The organism is Cellulosimicrobium sp. RS (assembly GCF_046159675.1).
In the GTDB taxonomy this organism is placed as follows: domain Bacteria; phylum Actinomycetota; class Actinomycetes; order Actinomycetales; family Cellulomonadaceae; genus Cellulosimicrobium; species Cellulosimicrobium funkei.
In genome coordinates this window covers 183,681-206,403 of sequence record NZ_JBJXVU010000005.1, presented here as the reverse complement: position 1 = coordinate 206,403, position 22,723 = coordinate 183,681, and the positions used below count along the sequence as shown (strand labels likewise).

The 22,723-nt window shown below is 72.4% G+C and carries 21 protein-coding genes; 6 read left to right on the top strand and 15 right to left on the bottom strand.

Features of this window, described 5'->3' with window-relative positions; all coding sequences use genetic code 11:
• Window positions 1-167 precede the first annotated feature (167 nt).
• The 3 genes from ACI769_RS10020 to ACI769_RS10010 all read right to left on the bottom strand — a co-directional run bounded on the left by ACI769_RS10020 (window position 168) and on the right by ACI769_RS10010 (window position 3,717).
• A complete protein-coding gene (locus tag ACI769_RS10020; RefSeq protein WP_409141543.1) occupies window positions 168-1,499 on the bottom strand; it encodes an MFS transporter in 1,332 nt (443 codons plus the stop codon).
• A gap of 434 nt (window positions 1,500-1,933) precedes the next feature.
• On the bottom strand, window positions 1,934-3,025 hold the full coding sequence (locus tag ACI769_RS10015) for an inositol-3-phosphate synthase (protein WP_021482832.1): 1,092 nt from the start codon (window positions 3,023-3,025) through the stop codon (window positions 1,934-1,936).
• A complete protein-coding gene (locus ACI769_RS10010; RefSeq protein ID WP_021482833.1) occupies window positions 3,022-3,717 on the bottom strand; it encodes a PadR family transcriptional regulator in 696 nt (231 codons plus the stop codon). Before ACI769_RS10010 ends, ACI769_RS10015 begins: the two co-directional genes overlap by 4 nt.
• A 413-nt stretch (window positions 3,718-4,130) precedes the next feature.
• On the opposite strand from ACI769_RS10010, the gene ACI769_RS10005 reads away from it, so the two are divergent.
• The 5 genes from ACI769_RS10005 (at window position 4,131) to rplI (ending at window position 8,490) form a co-directional block, all read left to right on the top strand.
• Window positions 4,131-6,542: a penicillin-binding protein gene (locus tag ACI769_RS10005; RefSeq protein ID WP_157446549.1), complete on the top strand. Its 2,412-nt coding sequence runs from the start codon at window positions 4,131-4,133 to the stop codon at window positions 6,540-6,542.
• Window positions 6,543-6,695: 153 nt separating this feature from the next.
• Entirely contained in the window at window positions 6,696-6,986 is a 291-nt protein-coding gene (gene rpsF / locus ACI769_RS10000) for a 30S ribosomal protein S6 (RefSeq protein ID WP_009863694.1), read from the top strand.
• A gap of 154 nt (window positions 6,987-7,140) precedes the next feature.
• Complete coding sequence (locus ACI769_RS09995) at window positions 7,141-7,686, top strand: single-stranded DNA-binding protein (RefSeq protein ID WP_021481583.1); 546 nt, start codon at window positions 7,141-7,143, stop codon at window positions 7,684-7,686.
• A 101-nt stretch (window positions 7,687-7,787) separates the two neighbouring features.
• On the top strand, window positions 7,788-8,024 hold the full coding sequence (gene rpsR, locus ACI769_RS09990; protein WP_021481584.1) for a 30S ribosomal protein S18: 237 nt from the start codon (window positions 7,788-7,790) through the stop codon (window positions 8,022-8,024).
• A 19-nt stretch (window positions 8,025-8,043) separates the two neighbouring features.
• Complete coding sequence (gene rplI, locus ACI769_RS09985; protein ID WP_021481585.1) at window positions 8,044-8,490, top strand: 50S ribosomal protein L9; 447 nt, start codon at window positions 8,044-8,046, stop codon at window positions 8,488-8,490.
• Window positions 8,491-8,586: 96 nt separating this feature from the next.
• Here rplI and ACI769_RS09980 read toward each other — a convergent pair whose 3' ends face one another.
• Window positions 8,587-9,951 carry an MATE family efflux transporter gene (locus ACI769_RS09980; RefSeq protein ID WP_043653617.1) on the bottom strand — a complete coding sequence of 455 codons (1,365 nt, stop codon included), beginning with the start codon at window positions 9,949-9,951 and terminating at the stop codon, window positions 8,587-8,589.
• 403 nt (window positions 9,952-10,354) lie between these two features.
• Between ACI769_RS09980 and dnaB the strand changes: the two genes are divergently transcribed.
• Entirely contained in the window at window positions 10,355-11,722 is a 1,368-nt protein-coding gene (gene dnaB / locus ACI769_RS09975) for a replicative DNA helicase (protein WP_021479895.1), read from the top strand.
• A 275-nt stretch (window positions 11,723-11,997) separates the two neighbouring features.
• On the opposite strand, the gene ACI769_RS09970 is transcribed toward dnaB, so the two are convergent.
• From ACI769_RS09970 to ACI769_RS09920, 11 genes are all read right to left on the bottom strand, one after another.
• Entirely contained in the window at window positions 11,998-12,813 is an 816-nt protein-coding gene (locus ACI769_RS09970; protein ID WP_043653599.1) for a CPBP family intramembrane glutamic endopeptidase, read from the bottom strand.
• Between the two features lie 166 nt (window positions 12,814-12,979).
• Window positions 12,980-13,723, bottom strand: a complete 744-nt coding sequence (locus ACI769_RS09965) for a GntR family transcriptional regulator (RefSeq protein WP_081599916.1) — start codon at window positions 13,721-13,723, stop codon at window positions 12,980-12,982.
• A 64-nt stretch (window positions 13,724-13,787) separates the two neighbouring features.
• Window positions 13,788-14,480: an urea ABC transporter ATP-binding subunit UrtE gene (gene urtE, locus ACI769_RS09960; RefSeq protein ID WP_409141542.1), complete on the bottom strand. Its 693-nt coding sequence runs from the start codon at window positions 14,478-14,480 to the stop codon at window positions 13,788-13,790.
• The gene (gene urtD / locus ACI769_RS09955) at window positions 14,480-15,439 is read right to left on the bottom strand and encodes an urea ABC transporter ATP-binding protein UrtD (RefSeq protein ID WP_081599913.1); all 960 of its coding nucleotides are present in this window, start codon (window positions 15,437-15,439) and stop codon (window positions 14,480-14,482) included. The genes urtE and urtD overlap by 1 nt, the downstream gene beginning before the upstream one ends.
• Complete coding sequence (gene urtC / locus ACI769_RS09950; protein ID WP_085386974.1) at window positions 15,436-16,659, bottom strand: urea ABC transporter permease subunit UrtC; 1,224 nt, start codon at window positions 16,657-16,659, stop codon at window positions 15,436-15,438. Before urtC ends, urtD begins: the two co-directional genes overlap by 4 nt.
• Window positions 16,656-17,540 (bottom strand): urea ABC transporter permease subunit UrtB, encoded by an 885-nt coding sequence (gene urtB, locus ACI769_RS09945; RefSeq protein ID WP_043653602.1) that lies wholly within the window; start codon window positions 17,538-17,540, stop codon window positions 16,656-16,658. Before urtB ends, urtC begins: the two co-directional genes overlap by 4 nt.
• Before the next feature lie 246 nt (window positions 17,541-17,786).
• Window positions 17,787-19,052, bottom strand: coding sequence for an urea ABC transporter substrate-binding protein (urtA, locus tag ACI769_RS09940; RefSeq protein WP_043653604.1), 1,266 nt, complete (start codon window positions 19,050-19,052; stop codon window positions 17,787-17,789).
• A 198-nt stretch (window positions 19,053-19,250) separates the two neighbouring features.
• Window positions 19,251-20,234, bottom strand: a complete 984-nt coding sequence (locus tag ACI769_RS09935; protein ID WP_085386975.1) for an energy-coupling factor ABC transporter permease — start codon at window positions 20,232-20,234, stop codon at window positions 19,251-19,253.
• A 1-nt stretch (window position 20,235) separates the two neighbouring features.
• On the bottom strand, window positions 20,236-21,066 hold the full coding sequence (locus ACI769_RS09930) for an urease accessory protein UreD (RefSeq protein ID WP_051028734.1): 831 nt from the start codon (window positions 21,064-21,066) through the stop codon (window positions 20,236-20,238).
• 20 nt (window positions 21,067-21,086) lie between these two features.
• Complete coding sequence (gene ureG, locus ACI769_RS09925; RefSeq protein ID WP_198163140.1) at window positions 21,087-21,932, bottom strand: urease accessory protein UreG; 846 nt, start codon at window positions 21,930-21,932, stop codon at window positions 21,087-21,089.
• Complete coding sequence (locus ACI769_RS09920; RefSeq protein ID WP_171468615.1) at window positions 21,925-22,722, bottom strand: urease accessory protein UreF; 798 nt, start codon at window positions 22,720-22,722, stop codon at window positions 21,925-21,927. The genes ureG and ACI769_RS09920 overlap by 8 nt, the downstream gene beginning before the upstream one ends.
• Window position 22,723 lies beyond the last annotated feature (1 nt).

The window sequence follows — 22,723 nt, the reverse complement described above, 5'->3', positions numbered from 1 at the left end:
CGGCCCGCGCGGCGCTCGCCGCGAGATCCGTACCCTGTACGACCATTCACCATCCTGCGTTATTCCCGCCGACGGTGACGACCTCTTTTCCGCCCCGGACTCATCGGTACGCCGAGGGCAGAAGGCGGCCCGCGCGCGTCGCGCAGGCGGTCGAGCGGAGGGCCGCGTCAGGCGGGCGACGTGCGGGGGGAGGCCCCGGCGTCGGGCACGACGGCGTCGCCCGGCTCGGACGGCGTGCGCGCCCCCCGCGTCCACAGGACCAGGGCGGCCACGCCGTATGCCACCGCCAGCACGGCGAACACGCCGCGCGACCAGCCCGTGTCCGGGAGCGTGAAGGCCGCGAGGGCCGCCGCGCCCACGAACGCCGCGTTGTAGAGCACGTCGTAGAACGCGAACGCGCGACCGCGAAACTCGTCGTCCGTGTCGCGCTGGACGATCGTGTCCACCGCGATCTTCGTGCCCTGGGCGGCCAGGCCCAGCAGCGTCGCGCCCGTGAACACCACCGCGCGCGACGGCGTCGTGACGAGCAGGAGCTGGCTCGCCGCCGCGAGCAGCAACATGATCGCGATCCACACCTGCGGGCCGGTGCGGCGCGACAGGAACGGGGTGATGACCGCCGCAGCGGCACCCCCCACGCCCGTGAGCCCCACGACGAGCCCGAACGTCACGAAGCCCGCGTCCTGGTCGCCGGGGCTCAGGAGGTTGCGCGCGATGAGGATCGACGCGATGAACACCACGCCGTAGAGGAAGCGGTGCGTCGCCATCGCGAGCAGCGCCTGCCCCGGCGTGCGGCGCGCGACGAGGTACCGGGCGCCGTCGGCCAGACCGCGCGCGACCCGCGCGATCTCCGAGCGGATCGCGGACTCCGCCGGGCGCTCCGGGCCGAGCTGCGTGCGCCCGAGGCGCAGCGCCAGGAGCGACGCGACGCCGAAGACCAGCGCGGCGCACACGAGCGCCGACGAGTCCTTGACCCGGCCCGGCTCGAACGCCAGCCCGAGCACCACGCCGATCCCGCCCCCGACGAACGCCGCACCCGCGCCGAGCGTCGGCGTGAGGGAGTTCGCCGTGAGGAGCAGCGGGCCGTCGACGACCCGCGGCAGGCCCGCCGAGAGCCCGGCGAGGAGGAAGCGGTTCACGGACAGCGCGGCCAGGCCCAGCGCGTAGATCCAGCCGCTCACCCCGCCAGTCAGCATGAGCACCGCCATGCCGAGCGTGATGACGACGCGCACCGCGTTGCCCCACGCGAGGACCTGACGCCGCTGCCAGCGGTCGAGGAACACCCCGGCGAACGGGCCGACGATCGTGAACGGCGCGAGCATCACCGCGAACGCGCCCGCGATGGCCGCCGCCGTGCCCTGCGACTCGGGGGAGAAGAACAGGAGCGACGCCAGGCCGACCTGGAACATGCCGTCCCCGGCCTGCGACACGAGCCGGACGGCGAACAGCTTGCGGAAGCCGTCCAGACGCAGCAGCGCCCGCAGCTCGGAGATCACACCCACGCGGTCACCCTACGTTCGTCGTCGTGCGGTCGGACATGCGGTTGTCCCCCGTGGGGCGTCGTGCGGTGGGTCGGCGGGGTCGGGGGCCGACGACGCGGGTCGCCCTGGGAGGTCGGGCGGGGAGGCGCGCCGCGTCTACCATCCGCCGCTCGTCCCTCGCGGCTCCCGCCAGGCCCGCCACGACGCGGCGCGCCTCCCCGCCCTGCCGGTGCCGTCTCACCTCGGGCGTGCCCGCGGCCGACGGCGAACCCGGCCGAGCGAGGTAGAGCCCTGGTCCTCCTGCCGGACGACCAGGGCTCTACCTCGGCGGAGCGCTCAGCTTTCAGGGCTCCAGGTCAGCGCTCGACTCTTCGGTCGCGCTGGTCCTGCGCTCCGCTACGGCCGGGAGCCCGGCGAAAAGCGTGCCGGGCTCTCGACCTTCGCTGCACTCCGGATCAGCGCTCGACCTCACCGGCGATGAAGGCCTCCAGCTGCGCACGGCCCTTCGTGTCCTCCATCTGGACCGGCGGGGACTTCATGAAGTACGTCGAGGCCGAGAGGATCGGGCCGCCGACGCCGCGGTCCTTGGCGATCTTCGCGGCGCGGACGGCGTCGATGATGATGCCGGCGGAGTTGGGGGAGTCCCACACCTCGAGCTTGTACTCCAGGTTCAGCGGGACCTCGCCGAACGCGCGGCCCTCGAGGCGCACGTACGCCCACTTGCGGTCGTCGAGCCACGCGACGTAGTCCGACGGGCCGATGTGGACGTTGCGGTCCTCCTTCTTGCCGCCGAGCGGGCCCTCGAGGTTCGAGGTCACGGCCTGCGTCTTGGAGATCTTCTTGGACTCCAGGCGCTCGCGCTCGAGCATGTTCTTGAAGTCCATGTTGCCGCCGACGTTGAGCTGGTACGTGCGGTCCAGCACGACGCCGCGGTCCTCGAAGAGCTTCGCGAGCACGCGGTGCGTGATCGTCGCGCCGACCTGCGACTTGATGTCGTCGCCGACGATCGGGACGCCGGCCTCCTCGAACTTCGCGGCCCACTCCGGGTCGGACGCGATGAAGACGGGGAGCGCGTTGACGAACGCCACGCCGGCGTCGATCGCGGCCTGCGCGTAGAACTTCGCGGCCTGCTCCGAGCCCACGGGGAGGTAGCAGACGAGCACGTCGACCTGCGCCTCGCGCAGCGCGGCGACGACGTCGACCGGCTCCGCGTCCGACTCCTCGATCGTCTGCGCGTAGTACTTGCCGACGCCGTCGAGGGTCGGGCCGCGTTGGACGGTCACGCCGAGCGGCGGGACGTCGGCGATCTTGATCGTGTTGTTCTCGGAGGCGTTGATGGCCTCGGAGAGGTCGAAGCCGACCTTCTTCGCGTCGACGTCGAACGCCGCCACGAACTCCAGGCTCGACACGTGGTAGTCGCCGAACTGGACGTGCATGAGGCCCGGGACGGTGCTGCTCGGGTCGGCGTCACGGTAGAAGTGCACGCCCTGGACGAGGGACGATGCGCAGTTGCCTACGCCGACGATGGCGACGCGGATGGAGGTCATCCTCGCTCCTTGGTGTTCGTTGTTCCAGGGTCCTCGGGACGCCTCGCGCCGTCGGGCTCCTGCTCGGATGGTTCCGCAGGATGCGGGGTGCTGCTGGACCGCGCACGGGCGGCGCCCCGGGCGTGCCCGGAGCTCCTGTCGCGCTCGGTGGTGATGAGACCGTCGAGCCAGCGCACCTCGCGCTCGACCTGCTCGAGTCCGTGGCGTTGCAGCTCGAGCGTGTACTCGTCGAGCCGCTCGCGCGTGCGAGCCGCGGACTCCCTGACCGCCTCCAGCCTCTCGGTGAGCCGGGTGCGCCGGCCCTCGAGGATGCGGATGCGGGTCTCGGCGTCGGTCTGCGCGAAGAACGCGAACCGGACGTCGAAGCTCTCGTCCTCCCACGCCGCCGGCCCGGAGGAGGCCAGGACGGTCTGGAGGTGCTCCTTGCCCTCGGCCGTCAGCTCGTAGACGATCCGCGCGCGCTTGCCCGAGAGGGCGGGCGCGAGGGTCGACTGCGCGGCCGACTGCTCCGTGCCGGTGATGAGCCCGCGGGCCACCAGCGACTTGAGGGCGGGGTACAGCGAGCCGTAGGACAGCACGCGGAAGGAGCCGAGCATGATGTTGAGCCGCTTGCGCAGCTCGTACCCGTGCAGCGGTGCCTCCTTGAGGAGCCCCAGGATCGCGGTCTCGAGCACAGGTGTCTTGCTCCGCACGATCCCACCTCCTGACGCTCCTCGGCGTGCCCCGGAGGGACCCGCTGGGATCTTGTTCGACCCGATGTATCGAGTCGATACATCGACAGGTTAGGTCGTCCCGATGTGTCGTGCAATCCTGACCGGACTGTGACACGCGTCGCCGGGCATGTGAAGAACCCGCGGAGGCGGCGGGACGCCCGGGCGAATCAATGGCGGACGATCCCGCTCACGGTGCGCTGAACCCTTGTCGGGACAGGGGGACGCCCTATTGTTCAGGGTGGTCCGGCGTGCGCCGACCTCGTGCCCGACGGCGGCCCGCCCCCGAGGCGGGGCCCGTCCCGTCGGTCAGGTGGTCTCCGCACTGCGGCCCACGGGCGGGCCCGCGGTCGACGCGGGCCGGCTCCTCGATGCCCCCCAGAGGAAGGTAGACCGTGGCGCGATCCACGAGGACGAACGGACGGACGACCCCGCGCGGGCGCCGTCGGTTCTTCAACTACCCACGCTCGCACGTCAAGGGCGTCCGCCGCTGGCTGCCGTCGTGGCGCGTGGTCGTCGGGACCATGCTGACGGGCATCGCGCTCGTCGCGGGCGTCGCCGTCGCCGCGTGGTACACGACCGACGTGCCGACGAAGCTGCCCAGCGTCGGCGCCCAGACGTCGACCGTCTACTGGGGCGACGGCACCACCGAGATGGGCAAGTACGCGGTCGAGGACCGCGAGATCGTCGACTACGCGACGCTGCCGGAGTACGTCGGCAACGCGGTCGTCGCGTCCGAGGACCGCACGTTCTGGACGAACTCCGGCGTCGACGTCAAGGGCATCGCGCGGGCCTTTTACAACAACATCAAGGGCGGCGGCCGTCAGGGCGCGTCCACGCTGACGCAGCAGTACGTCGAGCGGTACTACACGAACACCGTGACCGACTACGCGGGCAAGGCGCGCGAGGCGATCCTCGCCGTCAAGATCACCCAGAAGCAGGACAAGCCCGAGATCCTCGGCAACTACCTCAACACCATCTACTTCGGTCGTGGTGCCTACGGCATCCAGGCGGCCGCCAAGAAGTACTACAACGTGAACGCCGCCGACCTTACGGTGTCGCAGGCCGCGATGATCGCCGGCATCATCCCCAGCCCCACCAACTGGGACCCGGCCGTCAACCCCGCGCAGGCCGAGGAGCGGTGGAAGCGGACGCTGCGGAACATGGAGGAGGACGGCCACATCACCGCCGAGGAGCACCAGGCGGCGGTGGACGCGGGCTTCCCCAAGGCCGAGGCGTACGTGAAGTCCCAGAAGTACGAGGGTCCCACCGGCTACCTCCTCGCCATGGTGGAGAAGGAGCTGGCCGGCGAGGGGATCGGCATCAGCGAGGACGCCCTCACGAGCAAGGGCTACAAGGTCACGACGACGATCGACCCGGCGATGCAGCAGGCCGCCGTCACGACGGCGGACTCGCTCCCCCAGGAGGGCCGCGACGAGAACCCGGTCTCCCCGAACCTCCGGACCGCGATCGTCTCCGTCGACCCGAACGACGGGTCGATCCGCGCCCTGTACGGCGGCAAGAACTTCCTCGAGAACCAGTACAACAGCGCGACCCCCGGCGCGGCGCAGGGCGGCTCGACGTTCAAGCCGTTCACGCTCATCGCGGGACTGGAGAACGGGCACACGCTCGACGAGCGCTTCGACGGCAACTCGCCCAAGACCTTCCCCGGCGCCAACAACGGCGAGGACTGGAAGGTCCGCAACTTCGGCGACCACGACTGGGGGAACGTCGACCTCACCGAGGCGACCGCGCAGTCGGTGAACACCGCGTACGCGGAGCTCAACCTCGAGGTCGGGCCGGAGAAGACCGCGGACGTCGCGGCGCGCCTGGGCATCAAGGCCGACGTCGGGTCGAACCTGGCGAACGTGCTCGGTGACGCGACGGTGACGCCGCTCGAGCTGACCAACGCCTACGCGACCATCGCGGCCCAGGGCATGAAGGCGACGCCGCACATCGTGGCCTCCGTGACCGACTCCCGCGGCAACCTCGTCTATGAGGCGCCGGGGGCCGACAAGCGGACGCAGGAGTTCGACCCCGAGGTGATGGCAGCGGCGACGTACGCGCTCTCCCAGGTCGTCGAGACGGGTTCGGGCAAGCCCGCGCAGGCGATCGGTCGTCCCGCGGCAGGCAAGACCGGTACGTCGACGGACAACAAGTCCGCGTGGTTCGCCGGCTTCACCCCCGGTCTCGCGACGGTCGTCGGTCTCTACCAGTCCGGCCCCAACGGCGAGCAGGAGCAGATCACGCCGTTCGGCAAGTGGGTCAACAGCGAGATCACCGGTGGGTCGTGGCCGGTCGAGGCCTGGACGTCGTACATGCAGACCGCCGCGGCGAACCTGCCGGCTGGCGAGTTCCCGGACTACACCCCGCCCAAGCCGAAGCCGACGGAGACGCCCACCGAGACCCCGACGGAGACCCCGACCGAGGAGCCGACGCCGGAGGAGACGGAGGAGCCGCAGCAGCCGGAGAACGTGGCCGTGCCGTCCGTCGTCGGCATGGAGGCCCGCGCCGCGCGCGCCCAGATCGAGGCCGCCGGCCTCAAGGTGCGGATCACCGAGGAGTTCTCCGACCAGCAGCCGCGGGGCTACGTCATCAGCCAGTCCTCGATGGACCAGGTGCCGCCGGGGTCGACCATCGCGCTCGTGGTCTCCAAGGGGACCGACCCGGGCCAGCAACCGCCGCCGGAGACGCCGGATCCGGAGGATCCGGACCCGTCGCCCACCGAGACCGGGAACCCGGGTGGTGGAGGCAACCCCGGCGGGGGCAACGGCAACGTCGGCGGCATCATCCCGGGCCGGGGCTGACCTGCCCGTCGGCCGCAGATTTCCGGGCGCCCGCGCCGAGCGGGTACCCTGGGGAGCTGCCGTCCGCCCGTCGGACGGCAGCAGCATGAAGCATGAACCCTCCTGTCACGGAGAGACCGTGACCGCGAAGACCAGAGGAGGTGGGTTATCCGCATGCGTCAGTACGAACTGATGATCATCCTCGACCCCGAGATCGAGGAGCGCACCGTCGCCCCGTCGCTCGACAAGTACCTGTCGGTCATCAAGACCGACGGCGGCTCCGTCGACAAGGTGGACATCTGGGGTCGTCGCCGCCTGGCGTACGACATCAACAAGAAGTCCGAGGGCATCTACGCGGTCGTCGACTTCACGTCGACCTCCGACACCGCCAAGGAGCTGGACCGTCAGCTCGGCCTCAACGAGGTCGTCCTGCGGACCAAGATCCTGCGCACGGACGCTCGCTGATCCTCCCCGCTTCCCCCGTTCGACCGTCCTGCACCGGGATGCTGCACGCCGTAGCGCGTGTGGGCGCCGCGTGGTGGGATGAGCGACGCGAGAACGTTACGAGCGAGGCGCACGGCGCCGTCGACGACACAGACGACACACGAAGGAGCTGGCCATGGCAGGTGACACCGTCATCACGGTGATCGGGAACCTCACGGGAGACCCGGAGCTGCGTTTCACCCCCTCGGGTGCGGCGGTGGCCAACTTCACGGTGGCGTCCACGCCGCGGACCTTCGACCGCCAGTCGAACGAGTGGAAGGACGGGGACACCCTGTTCATGCGCTGCTCGATCTGGCGCGAGGCTGCGGAGAACGTCGCGGAGTCGCTGACGAAGGGCATGCGCGTCATCGTGCAGGGCCGCCTCGTCCAGCGCTCGTACGAGACCCGCGAGGGGGAGAAGCGCACCGTCGTCGAGCTGCAGGTGGACGAGATCGGTCCCTCCCTGCGCTACGCCTCTGCCAAGGTCACCCGCGCTCAGCGCTCGGGTGGCGGTGGCGGCGGCTTCGGCGGCGGTGGCGGCTACGGAGGTGGCGCCAACTCCGGCGGCGCCTCCGGCGGCGGATTCAGCTCCGGCGGCGGTCAGCAGCAGAGCGACGACCCGTGGGCCACGGCTGGTCCCGCGTCGTCCGGTGGCTCGTTCTCCGACGAGCCCCCGTTCTGATCGTCCGCCACTCCCAGAACACACACCCGTCCCCGCGGGTGCTGCGCCGCTCGTCGGCGCAGTCCGCACGCGGGGATCGCACCTTGTAGAGGAGCAACACCATGGCGAAGCCTGTGGTGCGCAAGCCCAAGAAGAAGTCCAACCCGCTGAAGTCGGCCAAGATCGAGTCGGTCGACTACAAGGACACCGCGCTGCTGCGCAAGTTCATCTCCGACCGCGGCAAGATCCGCGCGCGTCGCGTGACCGGCGTCTCCGTCCAGGAGCAGCGCCAGATCGCCCGTGCGGTGAAGAACGCGCGCGAGATGGCGCTGCTGCCGTACACGTCGACGGCTCGCTGAGCGGGAAGGGAGAGAACTCATGGCCAAGCTGATCCTGACCCACGAGGTCACCGGTCTCGGTGAGCCCGGCGACGTCGTCGAGGTGAAGGACGGGTACGCCCGTAACTTCCTCGTCCCGCGCAAGCTCGCCACGCCGTGGTCCAAGGGCGCCGAGTCGCAGGTGACTGCGATCCGCAAGGCGCGCAAGGCCCGCGAGATCGCGTCGCTCGACGACGCGAAGGCGATCCGCGACTCGCTGCAGGCGAAGCCGGTCGTCGTCGAGGCGAAGGCCGGCGCTGCCGGTCGCCTCTTCGGCGCCGTCACGACGGCGGACATCGCGTCCGCCGTGACGGCCGCCGGTGCGTCGGTCGACAAGCGCAAGATCGAGATCGGTCAGCCGATCAAGGCGACGGGGGACTACACGGTCTCCGTCCGCCTCCACCCGGAGGTCTCCGCGACCCTCGCGGTGAAGGTCGTCGCTGCCTGATCTGCTGCTGAGCAGTCCACGAAGGCCCGGCCCCTCCTCGGAGGGGCCGGGCCTTCGTCGCGTCCGGCCCAGTCGCCGGCTGCGCGCGTCGAGCCCTCAGGCGGTGCCGGTGACCATCCAGGCGCTCCCGCGCGCACGGAGCCCGGTGGTGACGGCGCGTGCCGCCATGAAGACCCCCGCGAAGGCGAGCCAGAGCCACGCGAGGCCCGCCGCGCCGTCGGGCGCCCAGTGCCGGACGGCGAGCGCGAACGGCGCGTAGACCACGAGCGTGAGCATGCCCGCCCAGGCGAGGAAGCGGCCGTCCCCGGCGCCGATGAGGACGCCGTCGAGCACGAACACCCACCCCGCCATCGGCAGGAGGACGCCGCACACCGCCATGCCGACGGCGACGGCGGTGCGCACCTCGGGGTCGGACGTGAAGAGGAGCGCGAACCACCAGCCACCCGCGGCCATGACGACGCCCAGCCCTGCCCCGGCGGCCACTCCCCACTGGAGGGTGCGGCGCAGGACGGCGCGGACGCGCGGGACGTCGTCGGCCCCCAGCCCGTGCCCGACGAGCGCCTGCGCCGCGATGGCGAGCGCGTCGAGAGCGAAGGCCGCGAGACCCCAGACGGAGTTCACGACCTGGTAGCCCGCGAGCGTGACCTCCCCGAGCCCGGTCGCGACGAACACGGTGAGGAGGATCGCGAGGCGGAGCGAGAGCGTGCGGACGAAGAGCGGAGCGCCGGCGCGCGCGTTGGCCCAGATCCCGCCCGCGGCGGGCCGCAGCGACGCGCCGTGCCGCCGGGCGCCGCGCACCACGACCACGACGAGTACCGCGCCCATGGTGAGTTGGGCGACGGCCGTCCCGATGCCGGACCCGGCGATCCCGAGCCCTGCCCCGTAGACGAGGACGACGTTGAGGACCGCGTTGAAGGTCGCGCCGCCCGCGGCGACCCACAGGGGCGTCCGGGTGTCCTGCATGCCGCGCAGCACGCCGGTGGACGCGAGGACGAGGAGCATCCCGGGGAGCCCGAGCGCGGACCAGCGGAGGTAGACCACGGCGTGCTCGGCGACCTCACCCGTGCCGCCCATCGCGCCGACGGCCCACGGGGCCGTCGTCCACAGGACGGCCGCGAGGAGCGCGCCCAGCCCGACGGCGAGCCAGAGGCCGTCGATCCCGGACTGGAGGGCCTCCCGCGTGTGGCCCGCACCGATGCGGCGCGCGACGGCGGCCGTGGTCGCGTAGGCGAGGAAGACGCACAGGCCGACGAGGGTCACGAGGAGGGTCGACGCGAGGGAGAGGCCCGCGAGCTGCGCGGTGCCGAGGTGGCCGACGACGGCGCTGTCGACGAGCACGAACAGCGGCTCGGCCACGAGCGCGCCGAGCGCGGGGACGGCGAGGGCCAGGATCTCCCGGTCGAGCCGGGACCGGGCGCGGCGACCTGTGGACGACGCACCGGGGCCGGACGGCGGCCCGATGTCGTCGGGGTGGCCGGACGGTGTCCGGCGTGTCGTCGGCGTGTCGCCCGACTTTCTTTCTTCCACACCCCTGAGGGTAGTGATGAGGCTGGTCAGAGGCCGCTCACGGCGATGTACACAGGAAGATCGTGAGGTTGTCCACACCGTTTTCCACCGGGTGTGCACAGTGTGGGGGACTGTGTCCACAGGAACGGGGGTCCCTGTCCACCGGGCGTGCACAGGGCCGTTTGCAGGGCGTCCGGTGGCGATCTAGTGTCGCGGGGTCGTGCCCGTCGGAGGCGGGGGGCGCGGCCACCGGGACAGTCGTGTGGGTGGCCCGCGGTAGAACACGTGTACGACGAAGAGTGGTCCCGGTCGTGCGGTCCCGCAAGGGCCGTTCCAGTCCCGGGGGAGCGAGGGGCGCATGTCGATCGAGGAGCTCGAGGAGAGCTACGGGGGACCGGGGCCGTCGGGGTTCGACCGGACGCCGCCCCAGGACGTCGCCGCCGAGATGAGCGTGCTCGGCGGCATGCTGCTGTCGAAGGACGCCATCGCGGACGTCATCGAGCAGATCCGCGGCTCCGACTTCTACCGCCCGGCGCACGAGATCGTCTACGAGTCGATCATCGACCTCTACGGTCGGGGCGAGCCCGCCGACGCCATCACCGTCGTCGCGGAGCTGACCAAGCGCGGCGAGCTCCAGCGCATCGGCGGCGCGCCCTACATCCACGACCTCATGGCCGGCGTGCCGACCGCCGCCAACGCCGGGTACTACGCGCGCATCGTCCGCGAGCGTGCGGTCCTCCGCCGTCTCGTCGAGGCGGGCACGCGCATCGTGCAGCTCGGCTACGCGACCGACGGCGGCGACGTCGACGAGATCGTCAACAACGCCCAGGCCGAGGTGTACGCCGTCACGGAGCGGCGCACGACGGAGGACTACCTCCCCCTCGCCGAGATCCTCGGGCCCACGTTCGACGAGATCGAGGCCGCCCAGGGGCGCGGCGAGGGCATGACCGGCGTCCCTACCGGCTACTCCGACTTCGACCGGCTCACCAACGGCCTGCACCCGGGCCAGATGATCGTCGTCGCGGCGCGCCCGGCCATTGGAAAATCCGTTCTAGGAATCAATGTTGCGACGCACGCCGCGGTGCACCACCAAATGGCGGCCGTCATCTTCTCCCTGGAGATGAGCCGCAACGAGATCACGATGCGTCTGCTCGCCGCCGAGGCGAAGGTGCCGCTCACGCGGATGCGTTCCGGGAAGATGGACGAGCAGGACTGGCAGAAGCTGGCCTCGACGATGGGCAAGGTCGCCGAGGCCCCGCTGTTCATCGACGACTCGCCGAACATGTCGCTCATGGAGATCCGGGCCAAGTGTCGACGGCTCAAGCAGCGGCACGACCTGAAGCTCGTCGTCATCGACTATCTCCAGCTCATGAGCTCCGGCAAGCGCGTCGAGTCGCGCCAGCAGGAGGTCTCGGAGTTCTCGCGTGCGCTCAAGTTGCTCGCGAAGGAGCTCGAGGTTCCTGTCATCGCGATCTCGCAGCTGAACCGTGGTCCGGAGCAGCGTGGCGACAAGAAGCCGCAGATGAGCGATCTTCGTGAAAGTGGGTCTATCGAGCAGGATGCTGACGTCGTGATCCTTTTGCACCGCGAAGACGCCTATGAAAAAGAATCGCCCCGAGCGGGCGAGGCGGACCTGATCGTCGCTAAGCACAGAAATGGTCCGACCGACACGATTACCGTCGCGTTCCAAGGTCATTACCAACGCTTCGCGGACATGCAGATGTAGCCGCTTGGGTGTTTCGCGTCTGTCGAGATTCCGGCTCAGTGGCCATCACATGCTTGATGAACTCGTAAGCCGCTCCGACGGCTCTCCGTGATCGAAACGCCCTGGAACGTGTGGCAAGACCGCTCCGCCTCGTTCGGGAGAACACCGCCGGGAGCTATCGACAACGAGGGCGCCTCTCGACGCACACCTGCGGGCTCAAGCCGGTGGTCCGAGAGAGAGATCGGCGATCCGCGGCCGTGGCATGCCGTCGCCAGGCTGCCTTTCCACCATGCTGCTCAGGGCGCGACGCGCCATCGACGAGCCGTCTGAGCCCGCTGGGAGAGCATCACCGACACGAGGGCAAGGATCACCACCCCCGTGTTGGCGGCGAGGGTGCCCGCCCAGGTCGTCGGCGGGATGCCGAGGGTGAAGCTGGCGGCGTTGAACACCGTGTGGGTGAGGATGCACAGGAGCACCCCGTTCGTGCCCGCCACCCGGAAGATCGCGCCGTAGAGGAAGCGGAACGCCATGACCTGGACCGCGAACATCCAGAAATCGATCTGACCGGACTCGTGGTTCGTGCCGGGGATGAAGAAGAGCGGCACGTGCCAGAGGAGCCAGACGATCCCGACCACCAGCGAGGACGGGACGAACCCCCACCGCCGATCGAGCCCGGGTTGCAGCGCGGTCATCCAGCCGGCCTCCTCCATGCCGCCGATGACGAGGTTGCCCGGCAGGGACAGGAAGAACATGAACCACGGGAGCGCGTGCGCGGAGGGGCCGGAGACCAGCAGGTGGAGCGCGAAGTACAGGGCGAGCGCGGAGAGGGCGAGCAGAAACCCCGCGGGACGGCCACGGACGGCGAAGACGAGCCACAACCACTCCCGGAGGCCTGAGACCCTGCGGTTCGCTCGCAGGACGACGTAGGAGGCGATCGCCGGCGAGAGGATGTAGAGCGCGAACGGCACGTTCGCCAGGAGCTCGGGAACCGTGGTGACGACGTTGTTCACCTCGTAGCCGAAGCGGGCCGCCACGATCAGACCGCCGGAGAGCCCGTAGGCGATCAGGAACGTGAGCGTCACGAACTGGCGAGCGATCCGTGCGTCCGTCACCCCGCAACGATAGGGCCGGCACCGAAGGCGGACGCCGCTCGTCCAGGAGCGCGGCACGACGTGGGCGCGAGGGGCCCGGACTTCAGCCGCACGTCGTCGGTGGGCACGGTCGTCCGGTCGCTGCTGCGGACGAGGTGCGGTCGGGACGGCGGGTCGTCGTCCGCCGTCAGCCCGCGACCGCCATGCGCGCGAGCGCCTGGACGGCGCGCTCCGTGACGACCGCGAGCGACGCGCCGACGTGGTGGTGCAGGGCGGTGCGGGCCTCGGGGAGCCGGTCGGCGAGCACGAGCTCGAGGATCCGGACGTGCTCGTCGACGGTGCTGCGGACGCGCTCGTCCTCGACGAAGTCGTACCGCCGCACGGCGCGCACCTTCTCGTTGACCTCCACGAGCGCCTCGGTGATCCGCTCGTTCCCGGCCGCGCGGGACAGCGCCGTGTGGAATTGCTCGTCGAGCAGCACGAAGCCGGGGTCCGGTCGGGGAGGTGCGGCGCGGAGCTCGACCCACCGCGCGAGCTCGGCGCGCAGCACGTCCGTGTCGTGGCGCAGCCCCGGGTTCTCGATGACGCGGTCGATCCCTCGGAGCTCGAGGGTCGCGCGCAGCTCGTCGAGGTCGCGCAGCTCGGCCAGGCTCGGCACGACGACGGCGTACCCGAAGTCGGTGCGCTCGACGAGTCCGTCGGACAGCAGGCGGGACAGCGCCTCGCGCACGGGGGTGCGTGAGACGCCGAACCGTCGGCCGAGCTTGGGCTCGGTGAGCCGTTCGCGGGGGTCGACGCGCCCGTCGAGGATCTCGCCCCGCAGGCGTGCGTACACGGCGTCGCGCAGCGAGGTGGTGGCTCGTTCCGACGCGGTGACGACGTCCGTGCGGGCGCCCGGGTCGTCGGCCCGGGCCCCGGCCCGTGCTCTCACCGTCCGCACGCGCCGTGCCGTCGGTCGCCGCCGGTGGCCACCCACCGCCCCGCGAGCACGGTGCCTACACCGCCATCGCCGCGCGCACGCTGTGCTCGGCGGCCTCGCCGCCCGCGCCGCGGCTCGTCACGCGCCCGGACTGCAGGACGACGTAGTCGCGTGCCGCGCCGAGCGCGAACCCGACGTGCTGCTCGACGAGCAGCACGGACAGCCCGCCCGCGTCGGTGAGCGTGAGGATCGCGTCCTCGATCTCCGTGACGACGGACGGCTGGATGCCCTCGGTGGGCTCGTCGAGCACGAGCACGCGCGGGCCGGTGAGGAGGGCGCGCGCGATGGCGAGCTGCTGGCGCTGCCCGCCGGACAGGAGCCCCGCCCGCCGGCCGAGCAGCCCGCGCAGGGCGGGGAACAGGTCGAGCGCCTCGTCGAGGCGGCGCGGCCCCTCGCGCGACGTGTCGGCGACGAGCTGGAGGTTCTCCCGCGCCGTGAGCTCGCCGAACGACTGCTGCCCCTGCGGCACGTACGCGAGACCGCGCCGCACGCGCTGGTGGGTCGGGAGGCGGGTGAGGTCCTCGCCGTCGAGCACGACGCTCCCCGACCGGGCCTTGAGCAGCCCGAGCGCGGTGCGCAGGAGCGTCGTCTTGCCGGCGCCGTTGTGCCCGAGCACGGCGGCGACGCCGCCGGTGGGCACGGTGACGTCGACGCCGTGGAGCACCATGGTCCGGCCGTAGCCGGCGTGCAGGCCCGTGAGCTCGAGCATCACGCCTCCTTCTCGTCGGTCGTCGTGGCCGACGACGTCGGCGCAGCGCCCCGTCGTCGGGCGCCGCGGGTCGCGCCCGCGCTGCCGAGGTAGACCTCCTGCACGCGCGGGTCGGCCTGGACCTCGGCGTACGTGCCCTCGGCGAGCACCTGCCCGAGGTGCAGCACGGTCACCGAGGATGCGAACGCCCGCAGGAACTCCATGTCGTGCTCGACGACCACGACGGTCCGCTGGGCGCCGATGCGTCGCAGCAGCTCTCCCGTCTGCTCGCGCTCGGCCTGGCTCATGCCGGCGACGGGCTCGTCGAGGAGCAGCAGCCGCGCGTCCTGGACGAGCAGCATGCCGATCTCGAGCCACTGCTTCTGCCCGTGCGCGAGGATCCCCGCCTGGACGTCGCGCAGGTGGGCGAGCCCGACGGTCTCCAGCGCCTGCTCGACGGCCGCGGGGGTCGAGGACCGGCGGCGCAGCAGCGTGAGCGGGCCCCGGCCGGCGCCGGCCGCGATGTCGAGGTTCTGCAGCACGCTCAGCTCCTCGAAGACGCTCGCGGTCTGGAACGTGCGCCCGACGCCCGCCCGCGCGATGCGGTGCGTCTTCTTCCCGAGGAGCTCGACGCCCCCGAACTGCACCGAGCCGGACGCCGTGGCGAGACCGGTGATCGCGTCGACGATCGTCGTCTTGCCCGCGCCGTTGGGCCCGATGAGGAAGCGCAGGTCGCCCGCGGTGACGGTGAGGTCGACGCCCTGGACGGCGACGAACCCGTCGAACTCGACGCGCAGCCCCCGGACCTGGAGGTAGTCGTGGCGGAAGCGCGAGTCGTCGACGCCGAGGACGGCCTGCGCGGCCTCCAGGTCGAGGCCGTCGCCCGCGACGCCGGTCTCGAGGACGGCAGCGCCGAGCGCCTTCAGGTCGGTCGCCGTGGCCGCCGCGTCCGCGGCGGGCTCGGTGGGTCGGGTGGTCATGCGGTCCTCCCGGTGGTCGCGGGGTCGTGGTCGACGGCGGTCGTCCCCGCGGTGGCCGACCCGCCCGCGGTGGTGCCGCCGCCCGGGCGAGCGTCCTCCGAGGCGGCGTCGCCTGCCGGGGTGGGGCCGCCGTCGGGCACGGGGGTGGCGCGCGACCGGCGCCATCGCGTGAACAGCTCGGCGAGGCCGCCGGGCAGGAACGCGACGACGAGGATGAACAGCGCGCCCTGCGCGTAGATCCAGCCGGACGGGAACGTCTCGGACAGGCTCGTCTGCGCCCAGCTCACGGCGACGGACCCGAGCACCGGCCCGAGCAGGGTGGCCCGGCCGCCGATCGCGACCCCGATGAGGAAGCCGATCGAGGGCACGACCCCCACGTCGGCGGGCGAGACGATCCCGACGATCGGCACGAACAGCGCACCGCCCACGGCGGCCATGAAGGCGGCGACGGCGTACGCGACGACCTTGACCTTCGCGGGGTCGTAGCCGAGGAACCGCACGCGGTTCTCCTGGTCGCGCACGGCGACGAGCAGCTCGCCGAACCGCGACACCATGAGCTGGCGCGCGACCGCGACCATGACGAGGAGGGCCCCTGCGGCGAGGAAGAAGAGCATCCGCTTGTTCACGGGGTCGGCGAGGTCGTACCCGAAGAACGAGCGGAACCCGTTGAGGCCGTTGGTGCCGCCCGTCGTCGCCTGCTGGCCGACGAGGAGGATCGCGAACGCGGCGGCGAGCGCCTGCGAGAGGATCGCGAAGTACGCGCCCCGGACGCGTCGCGTGAAGACGGCGAACCCGAGCAGCGCGGCGAGGCCCGCGGGCACGACCGCGATGGCGAGGAGCGTCACGACGGGCGACCGGAACGGCTCCCACCAGCCCGGGACCTCGCCCGAGCCGTAGAGCATCATGAAGTCCGGGACGCCGTCCGGCCCGGCGTCCGCGAGCTTGAGGTGCATCGCCATGAGGTACGCGCCGAGGCCGAAGAACACGCCCTGGCCGAGCGTGAGCATCCCGCCGCGGCCCCACGCGAGCCCGATGCCGACGGCGACCATGGCGAGGCACAGGAACTTCCCGAGCAGGCCGAGCCGGAACGTGGACAGCGTCGCGGGCGCGACGGCGAACAGCAGGACCGCGGCGACGGCGAACCCGACGACGACGCGGGCGCGCGACGAGCGGTACAGGGCGGCGAGCCGCGACGGGCTCCCGGTCGTGACGGCGGTCATGCGAGGCTCCTCGTCCGGACCGACACGAGGCCCTGGGGTCGCACCTGGAGGAAGACGACGATGACGACGAACACGAGCACCTTGGCGATGCTCGCCGTCGTCGAGTACTCGAAGGTGGCCTGGAGCAGCCCGAGCGCGAACGCGGCGACGACCGTGCCCTTGATCTGCCCGATGCCGCCGGCCACGACGACGAGGAACGCGTCGACGACGTAGCTCGTCCCGAGCGTGGGCCCGATGGACCCGAGCAGGGTGAGCGCGACGCCCGCGATCCCCGCGAGACCCGAGCCGACGAAGAACGTGAGGCGGTCCGTCGCGCGGGTGGAGACCCCGCTCGCCTCGGCGAGGTCGCGGTTCTGCACGACGGCGCGGATCCGCCGCCCGAGCGGCGTCACCTTGAGCACGACGGCCAGCGCGACGACCGCGACGACGGCGAGCGCCAGGATGAACACGCGCGTCCTCGGGACGGCGAGGCCGAACAGGTCGACGGCGCCGCTCAGCCAGGCGGGGGCACGCACGTCGACGTTCGGGGCGCCGAACACGTCGCGCGCGACCTGCTGGAGCACGAGCGCGACGCCCCAGGTCACGAGCAGGGTGTCGAGCGGCCGCTTGTACATGCGGTGGATGAGCGTCGCCTCGAGCAGCAGGCCCAGCAGCCCGCCGACGAGGAACCCGAGCGGCAGCGACACGAGGAGCGAGAGCCCGGCGTTCCCGACGACCCCCTGCACGACGAACGCCGTGTAGGCGCCCGCCATCATGAACTCGCCGTGCGCCATGTTGATGACGCCCATCTGACCGAACGTGAGCGCCAGCCCGAGGGCGGCGAGGAGCAGGACCGAGCCGAGGCTCAGGCCCGCGAAGAGCTGCGAGAACAGCACGTCCATGGGCGTTCGTGCCTTCCGGTGGGTGCGGAGGAGGACGGGTGACGTGACCGCCGAGGTGGGGGGCGGGGGTGCGCGTGCCGGGTCGTGGCGGGTCTGGCCGAGGGAGACTCCGTAGTGAGCTTGCGAACGGAGGAGGATCCCGACCGAGAACACGGGAGCCCGCGAGGAACGAGCGGGCGGATGGTAGACCCGGCACGCGCACCCCCGGTCCCCACCGGACTCAGCGGGTCGGGAGCGACGAGGTCGTCAGGAGAGGCCCTCGGCCCAGTCGTAGCCCTCGAGGTACGGGTCGGGCTCGATCGGCTCGCCCGAGCTCCACTCGGTGTAGATGAGGCCGTCGGGGCCGATCTTGCCGATGAGCGCGGTCTTGGCGACGTGGTGGTTGTCCCCGTCCACGGTGACGGAGCCCTCCGGCGCGTCGAAGGTGACGCCGTCGGCGGCCTCCTGGACGTCGGCGACGTCGAACGACTCGGCCTTCTCGACCATGCCCTTCCACAGGTAGAGCGACGTGTACGCGGCCTCCATCGGGTCCGACGTCACGCGGTCGGCGCCGTACTTCGCCTGGAACGCCTCGACGAACGTGGTGTTCTCCGGGCTGTCGATGGTCTGGTAGTAGTTCCAGGCCGTGAGCTGGCCCTCGACGTTCTCGATGCCGACGCCGCCGACCTCCTCCTCGGCGATCGACACCGACACGACGGGCATCGTGTCCGGGCCGAGCCCGGCGTTCTTGTACTCCTTGAAGAACGCGACGTTGGAGTCGCCGTTGAGCGTGTTGAACACGGCGTCCGCTCCGGCGGACCTCACCTTGTTGACGATCGTGGAGAAGTCGGTGTGGCCGAGGGGCGCGTACTCCTCGCCGAGGACCTCGATGCCGTGGGCCTCCGCGTAGGCGTTGATGATCTTGTTCGCGGTGCGGGGGAAGACGTAGTCGGAGCCGACGAGGAAGATCGACGTGACGCCCTGCTCCTCGAGGTAGTCGAGCGCGGGGACGATCTGCTGGTTCGTCGTCGCGCCGGTGTAGAAGATGTTGGGCGACGACTCGAGGCCCTCGTACTGGACGGGGTAGAACAGCAGGGAGTCCTGCGCCTCGAAGACGGGGAGCATCGCCTTGCGCGACGCGGAGGTCCAGCCGCCGAACACCGCGGCGACGCAGTCGCTCGTGATGAGCTTCTCCGCCTTCTCCGCGAAGACGGTGGGCTCGGACTGCCCGTCCTCCTGGACGATCTCGAGCTGCTTGCCGAGCACGCCGCCGTCGGCGTTGATCTCCTCCGCCGCGAGGGCGAGCGAGTCGGCGACGGTCTGCTCGGAGATCGCCATCGTGCCGGAGAGCGAGTTGAGGAAGCCGATCTTGACGGTGTCGCCGGAGGTGTCGACGCAGCTCTCGGCGGCGCTGGTCGTGGAGCCCCCGCCCTCGCCGGCCTCCGTCCTCGCGCCGCACGCGGTGAGCGTGAGCGCGAGCGCGACGAGGGCGGCGGCCGGGGCGAGACGGGTCGTGGCGCGTGAAGGTGTCACGAGGGTCCTTTCAGCGGGTTCTCACAGCGGGGTTCTCGGCGGGTGCCGACGGCTGCCGGACGGGCGGCCGCTCCTCGCGGGCTCCGGGTACGGGCGCGTATACGGCCGTGCGCCCTGCGCGGTGCCCACGGTCGTCGACGCTAGTGACGGCGTGTTTCGGGTGTTCTGCCCGGGTTGTTAACGGGGCGTGTCAGGCAGTCACGATCCGGTCACGCCGACCCGGGCGGTGCGACGGCCGGCGGCGCGCAGGCCCGCGCCCAGCACGCCGACGGTCAGCGCGACGACGAGCACGACGCCGACGAGCCCTGCGACGCCGACGAAGATCCCGCCGACCTCGCCGTAGTCCGCGAGGGGTGCGCCCGCGAACGCGTGGTCGCGCGCTGCGTCGGCGAACCCGACCGACTCGGCGGTCGCCTCGAGCCCGTCGGGCGTCGCCGCGGCAAACGACGACACGACGACGGCGGCGAGCAGCGCCCCGGTGCCGAGGGCGAGGACGGCGCGCCGCACCGCGGCGAGGGGGGCGGACGGCGCGAGCGCCGGGGCCCGGCGGCCCTCGACGGCCGCGGCGCCCGGCGCGACGGCGAGCACGAGGCCGACGACGCCGGCCGTGATGAGCGCCTCGCCGAGCCCGACGAGGAGGTGCACGCCGAGCATCTGGCCGACGAGCTCGCCGACCGGGACCGGCACGGTCCCGCCGACGGCGAAGAGGCCTGCGAACACCGCGGCGGACACCGGGACGCTCACGAGCGCGCCGGCGCCGGCGGCGGCCGCGGCGCCCCGGCCGCGCGTCGCGCGGAGCACCCCGCGCGTCACCGCCCAGCCGACGAGCGTCCCGACGACGGCCATGAGGAGCACGTTCGTGCCCAGGGCGGTGAGCCCGCCGTCGGCGAACACGAGCGCCTGCACGAGCAGCACGGCGGTCACGGACAGGACGCCGAGCCACGGCCCGACGAGCGCCGCCGCGAGCGCCCCGCCCATGAGGTGCCCGCTCGTGCCGGCGGCGACGGGGTAGTTGAGCATCTGCACGGCGAAGACGAACCCGGTCGTCGCGGCCGTGAGCGCGACGCGCCGGGGCGTGAGGTCCTCGCGTGCCCGGTACGCGGCGTACCCGACGGCGGCGAGGGACACGACGGCGGTGGTCGCCGACGTGGGGTCGTCGAGGAAGTGGTCGGGGACGTGCATGTCAGGCTCCTGTCGTCAGCAGTGCGGTGCGGTGGTCGGGGAGGCCGAGGTCAGGGAGGCCGCGCGTGGCGCGCGCGGCCGCCGCCCAGGCGGTGACGACGCCGTCGGTGCCGGCGTCGTGGGTGCTCGCCCCCAGGTGGCGGACGACGGCGCCCGGGCCGTCGAGGTCGAGCCACAGGGGGCCGGACGGGGCGGCGGCGTGCGCCGCGGGCGGCCGGGCGCCCAGGCACAGCACCGAGTCGACGACGCGGGCGTCACCGAGGATCCCGGGCAGCGCCCGGTCGTCGCCGAGGTCGAGGTCCTCGACGAAGAGCTCGCGCGCCTGCCGGGGCGTGCCCCCTGCATCTGGTGACTCTCGCGGGGCCCCGGTCTCGTCGGTGGCCCGGGTGCGCGAGCGCAGGCGCCCGCCCCGCTCGCCGGTCCGGCCGAGCACGAGCGTCTCGCGGAGCAGCGCGACGGCGCTCCTGCCGAGGCGCACGTCGGTGCGCCGGTCGACGTCGGCCCCGTCCGCGACGACGAACGGCAGCGCGTCCCAGACGAGGAGGCCGTCGTCGTCCACCCGGACCGCGACGTCCCAGGACGCGGACCGGCCGCGCCCGGCGTACGCGACGGTGCCCGACACCTCGACGAGCTCGACCTCGACGCCGCGCCCGACGTGCACCTCGACCCGGACGCGGTCGCCGCCCAGGAGCAGCGCGCGCGTCGCGACGAGCGCGATGCGCACCGTCGTGGGGCTCGCGGACAGCACGCGCGGGCTCAGCGCGCCGGGGCGCAGGTCGCAGCGCACGCGGCCGCCCTCGCGGTACGCCCCGACGCGCGTCACGTCGTCCACGTGCGGCCCGTCGCCCGGGGTCAGCCGCGCCCGGGCGCGGTCACCGGCTCCGCGGCTGCGGCGTCGTGCTCGTAGGCGGGGGAGTGGCCGTCGTGGGCGGGCGCGTGGTCGTGCGGGGCGTCGCCCTCACCGTGGGTGTGGAGGAACCCGCCGCCGTCCTCGTCGGCGTGGAAGTGGGGCGCCATCGGGCCCGGGTCCTGCGGCACGTGCGCACCGGCCCGGTGCGCCGCGAGGAGCGTCTGCACCCACGTCGTGAGCGTGTCGATCGACTCGCGGTCGAGGCGCGAGAGCGCGAGCACGGGGGCGCCGTCGCGCGCGGCCGTCGCGTCGAGGACCATGCGCGGGACGTCCACCCCCACGTACGGGGCGAGGTCGGTCTTGTTGACGACGAGCAGGTCAGCCCGGGCGATCCCCGGTCCGCCCTTGCGCGCGACGTCGCCGCCCCCGGCGACGTCGAGCACGAAGATCTGCGCGTCGACGAGCGCGGGCGAGAAGGTGGCGGTGAGGTTGTCGCCGCCGGACTCGACGAGCACGACGTCGAGCGGCGCAAAGTCCTCCTCGAGGTCCTCGACGGCGAGGAGGTTGGCGGTGACGTCGTCGCGGATCGCGGTGTGCGGGCACGCGCCGGTCTCGACCGCGCGGATGCGCTCGGGGTCGAGCACGCCCGCGGAGCGCAGGAACCGCGCGTCCTCGTCCGTGTAGATGTCGTTGGTGATGACCCCGAGCCGCAGCACCTCGGACAGCTCGCGGCACAGGAGCGCGATGAGCGAGCTCTTGCCGGTGCCGACGGGGCCGGCGACGCCGAGGCGCAGCGAGCGGGTCGTGGGGGTCGTGGCGGTCGGGGCGTCGGGCAGGTTCTCAGGCACTGAACAGCCTCTCGGTGGTGCGGGCGTGGGTCTCGGCCCACTGCTCGACGAGCGGTGCGCCGTGCGCGGGGATCGCGCGGGGGTCGGTCAGGGGGGCGACGTCGTGGGCGAGCGCGTCGATCGCGGCCTGGGACGCGACGACCCAGCCCGTCGCGACGACCGGGTCGACGGGCTCGAGCTTGAGCGTGGCCGCGGCGACGGTCTGCACGTCCTCGTACCCGACGAGGCGCGCGACCTGCAGCGCGGACAGCCCCGCGCAGGCGGCCGTCACCCCGAGCACCAGGGGGCGCGGGGGCTGCGGCGCCCGGCGGCCCGACGGCGGTCGGTCGCCCGGACCACCGCGTCCCTCGTCCGCTGGGCGCGCGGCGGCGACGAGCGCCGCCGCCGCGTCGAGCGCGGCGACCGCGGGGTGCCCCGCCCACAGGCGGCGCAGGAGCCGGAGGTAGCCCCGGCCGAGCCGCTGCGACGTCTCGCGGAGCGCGGGCGACGGCGTCCGCGCCGCCCACGCGACCCAGGTGTCGGCGAGGGCGACCGCGACGGGCGGGGGGCCGTCGTCGGGCGCGAGCGCCGCGTGCCGCGCGACGACGGCGGTCGCGGCCTCGGTGCGCGTGACGGTGGCCAGGCGGGCGCGCACGTAGTCGGGGACGTGCGCGGCAGGCATCCCGGCGCGCAGCGCGGGCTCGAGGCCCGCGGACTGCGTGTGGCCGCCGGTCGGCAGCCGCGCGTCGGCGAGGAGCGCGAGCATGAGCTCGGCGCGCCCGTCGGCGTCGTGGCGGGGGAGGGCGTCCATG

Bases quoted from the DNA above. Each gene is read 5' to 3' on its own strand.
- dnaB (WP_021479895.1), top strand. From the start codon at position 10,355: ATGTCGATCGAGGAGCTCGAGGAGAGCTACGGGGGACCGGGGCCGTCG.
- rpsF (WP_009863694.1), top strand. From the start codon at position 6,696: ATGCGTCAGTACGAACTGATGATCATCCTCGACCCCGAGATCGAGGAG.
- urtB (WP_043653602.1), bottom strand. From the start codon at position 17,540: ATGGACGTGCTGTTCTCGCAGCTCTTCGCGGGCCTGAGCCTCGGCTCG.
- ACI769_RS09935 (WP_085386975.1), bottom strand. From the start codon at position 20,234: ATGCACGTCCCCGACCACTTCCTCGACGACCCCACGTCGGCGACCACC.
- ACI769_RS09920 (WP_171468615.1), bottom strand. From the start codon at position 22,722: ATGGACGCCCTCCCCCGCCACGACGCCGACGGGCGCGCCGAGCTCATG.
- urtC (WP_085386974.1), bottom strand. From the start codon at position 16,659: ATGACCGCCGTCACGACCGGGAGCCCGTCGCGGCTCGCCGCCCTGTAC.
- ACI769_RS10015 (WP_021482832.1), bottom strand. From the start codon at position 3,025: ATGACCTCCATCCGCGTCGCCATCGTCGGCGTAGGCAACTGCGCATCG.
- rpsR (WP_021481584.1), top strand. From the start codon at position 7,788: ATGGCGAAGCCTGTGGTGCGCAAGCCCAAGAAGAAGTCCAACCCGCTG.
- urtD (WP_081599913.1), bottom strand. From the start codon at position 15,439: ATGACCACCCGACCCACCGAGCCCGCCGCGGACGCGGCGGCCACGGCG.
- rplI (WP_021481585.1), top strand. From the start codon at position 8,044: ATGGCCAAGCTGATCCTGACCCACGAGGTCACCGGTCTCGGTGAGCCC.
- ACI769_RS09995 (WP_021481583.1), top strand. From the start codon at position 7,141: ATGGCAGGTGACACCGTCATCACGGTGATCGGGAACCTCACGGGAGAC.
- urtE (WP_409141542.1), bottom strand. From the start codon at position 14,480: ATGCTCGAGCTCACGGGCCTGCACGCCGGCTACGGCCGGACCATGGTG.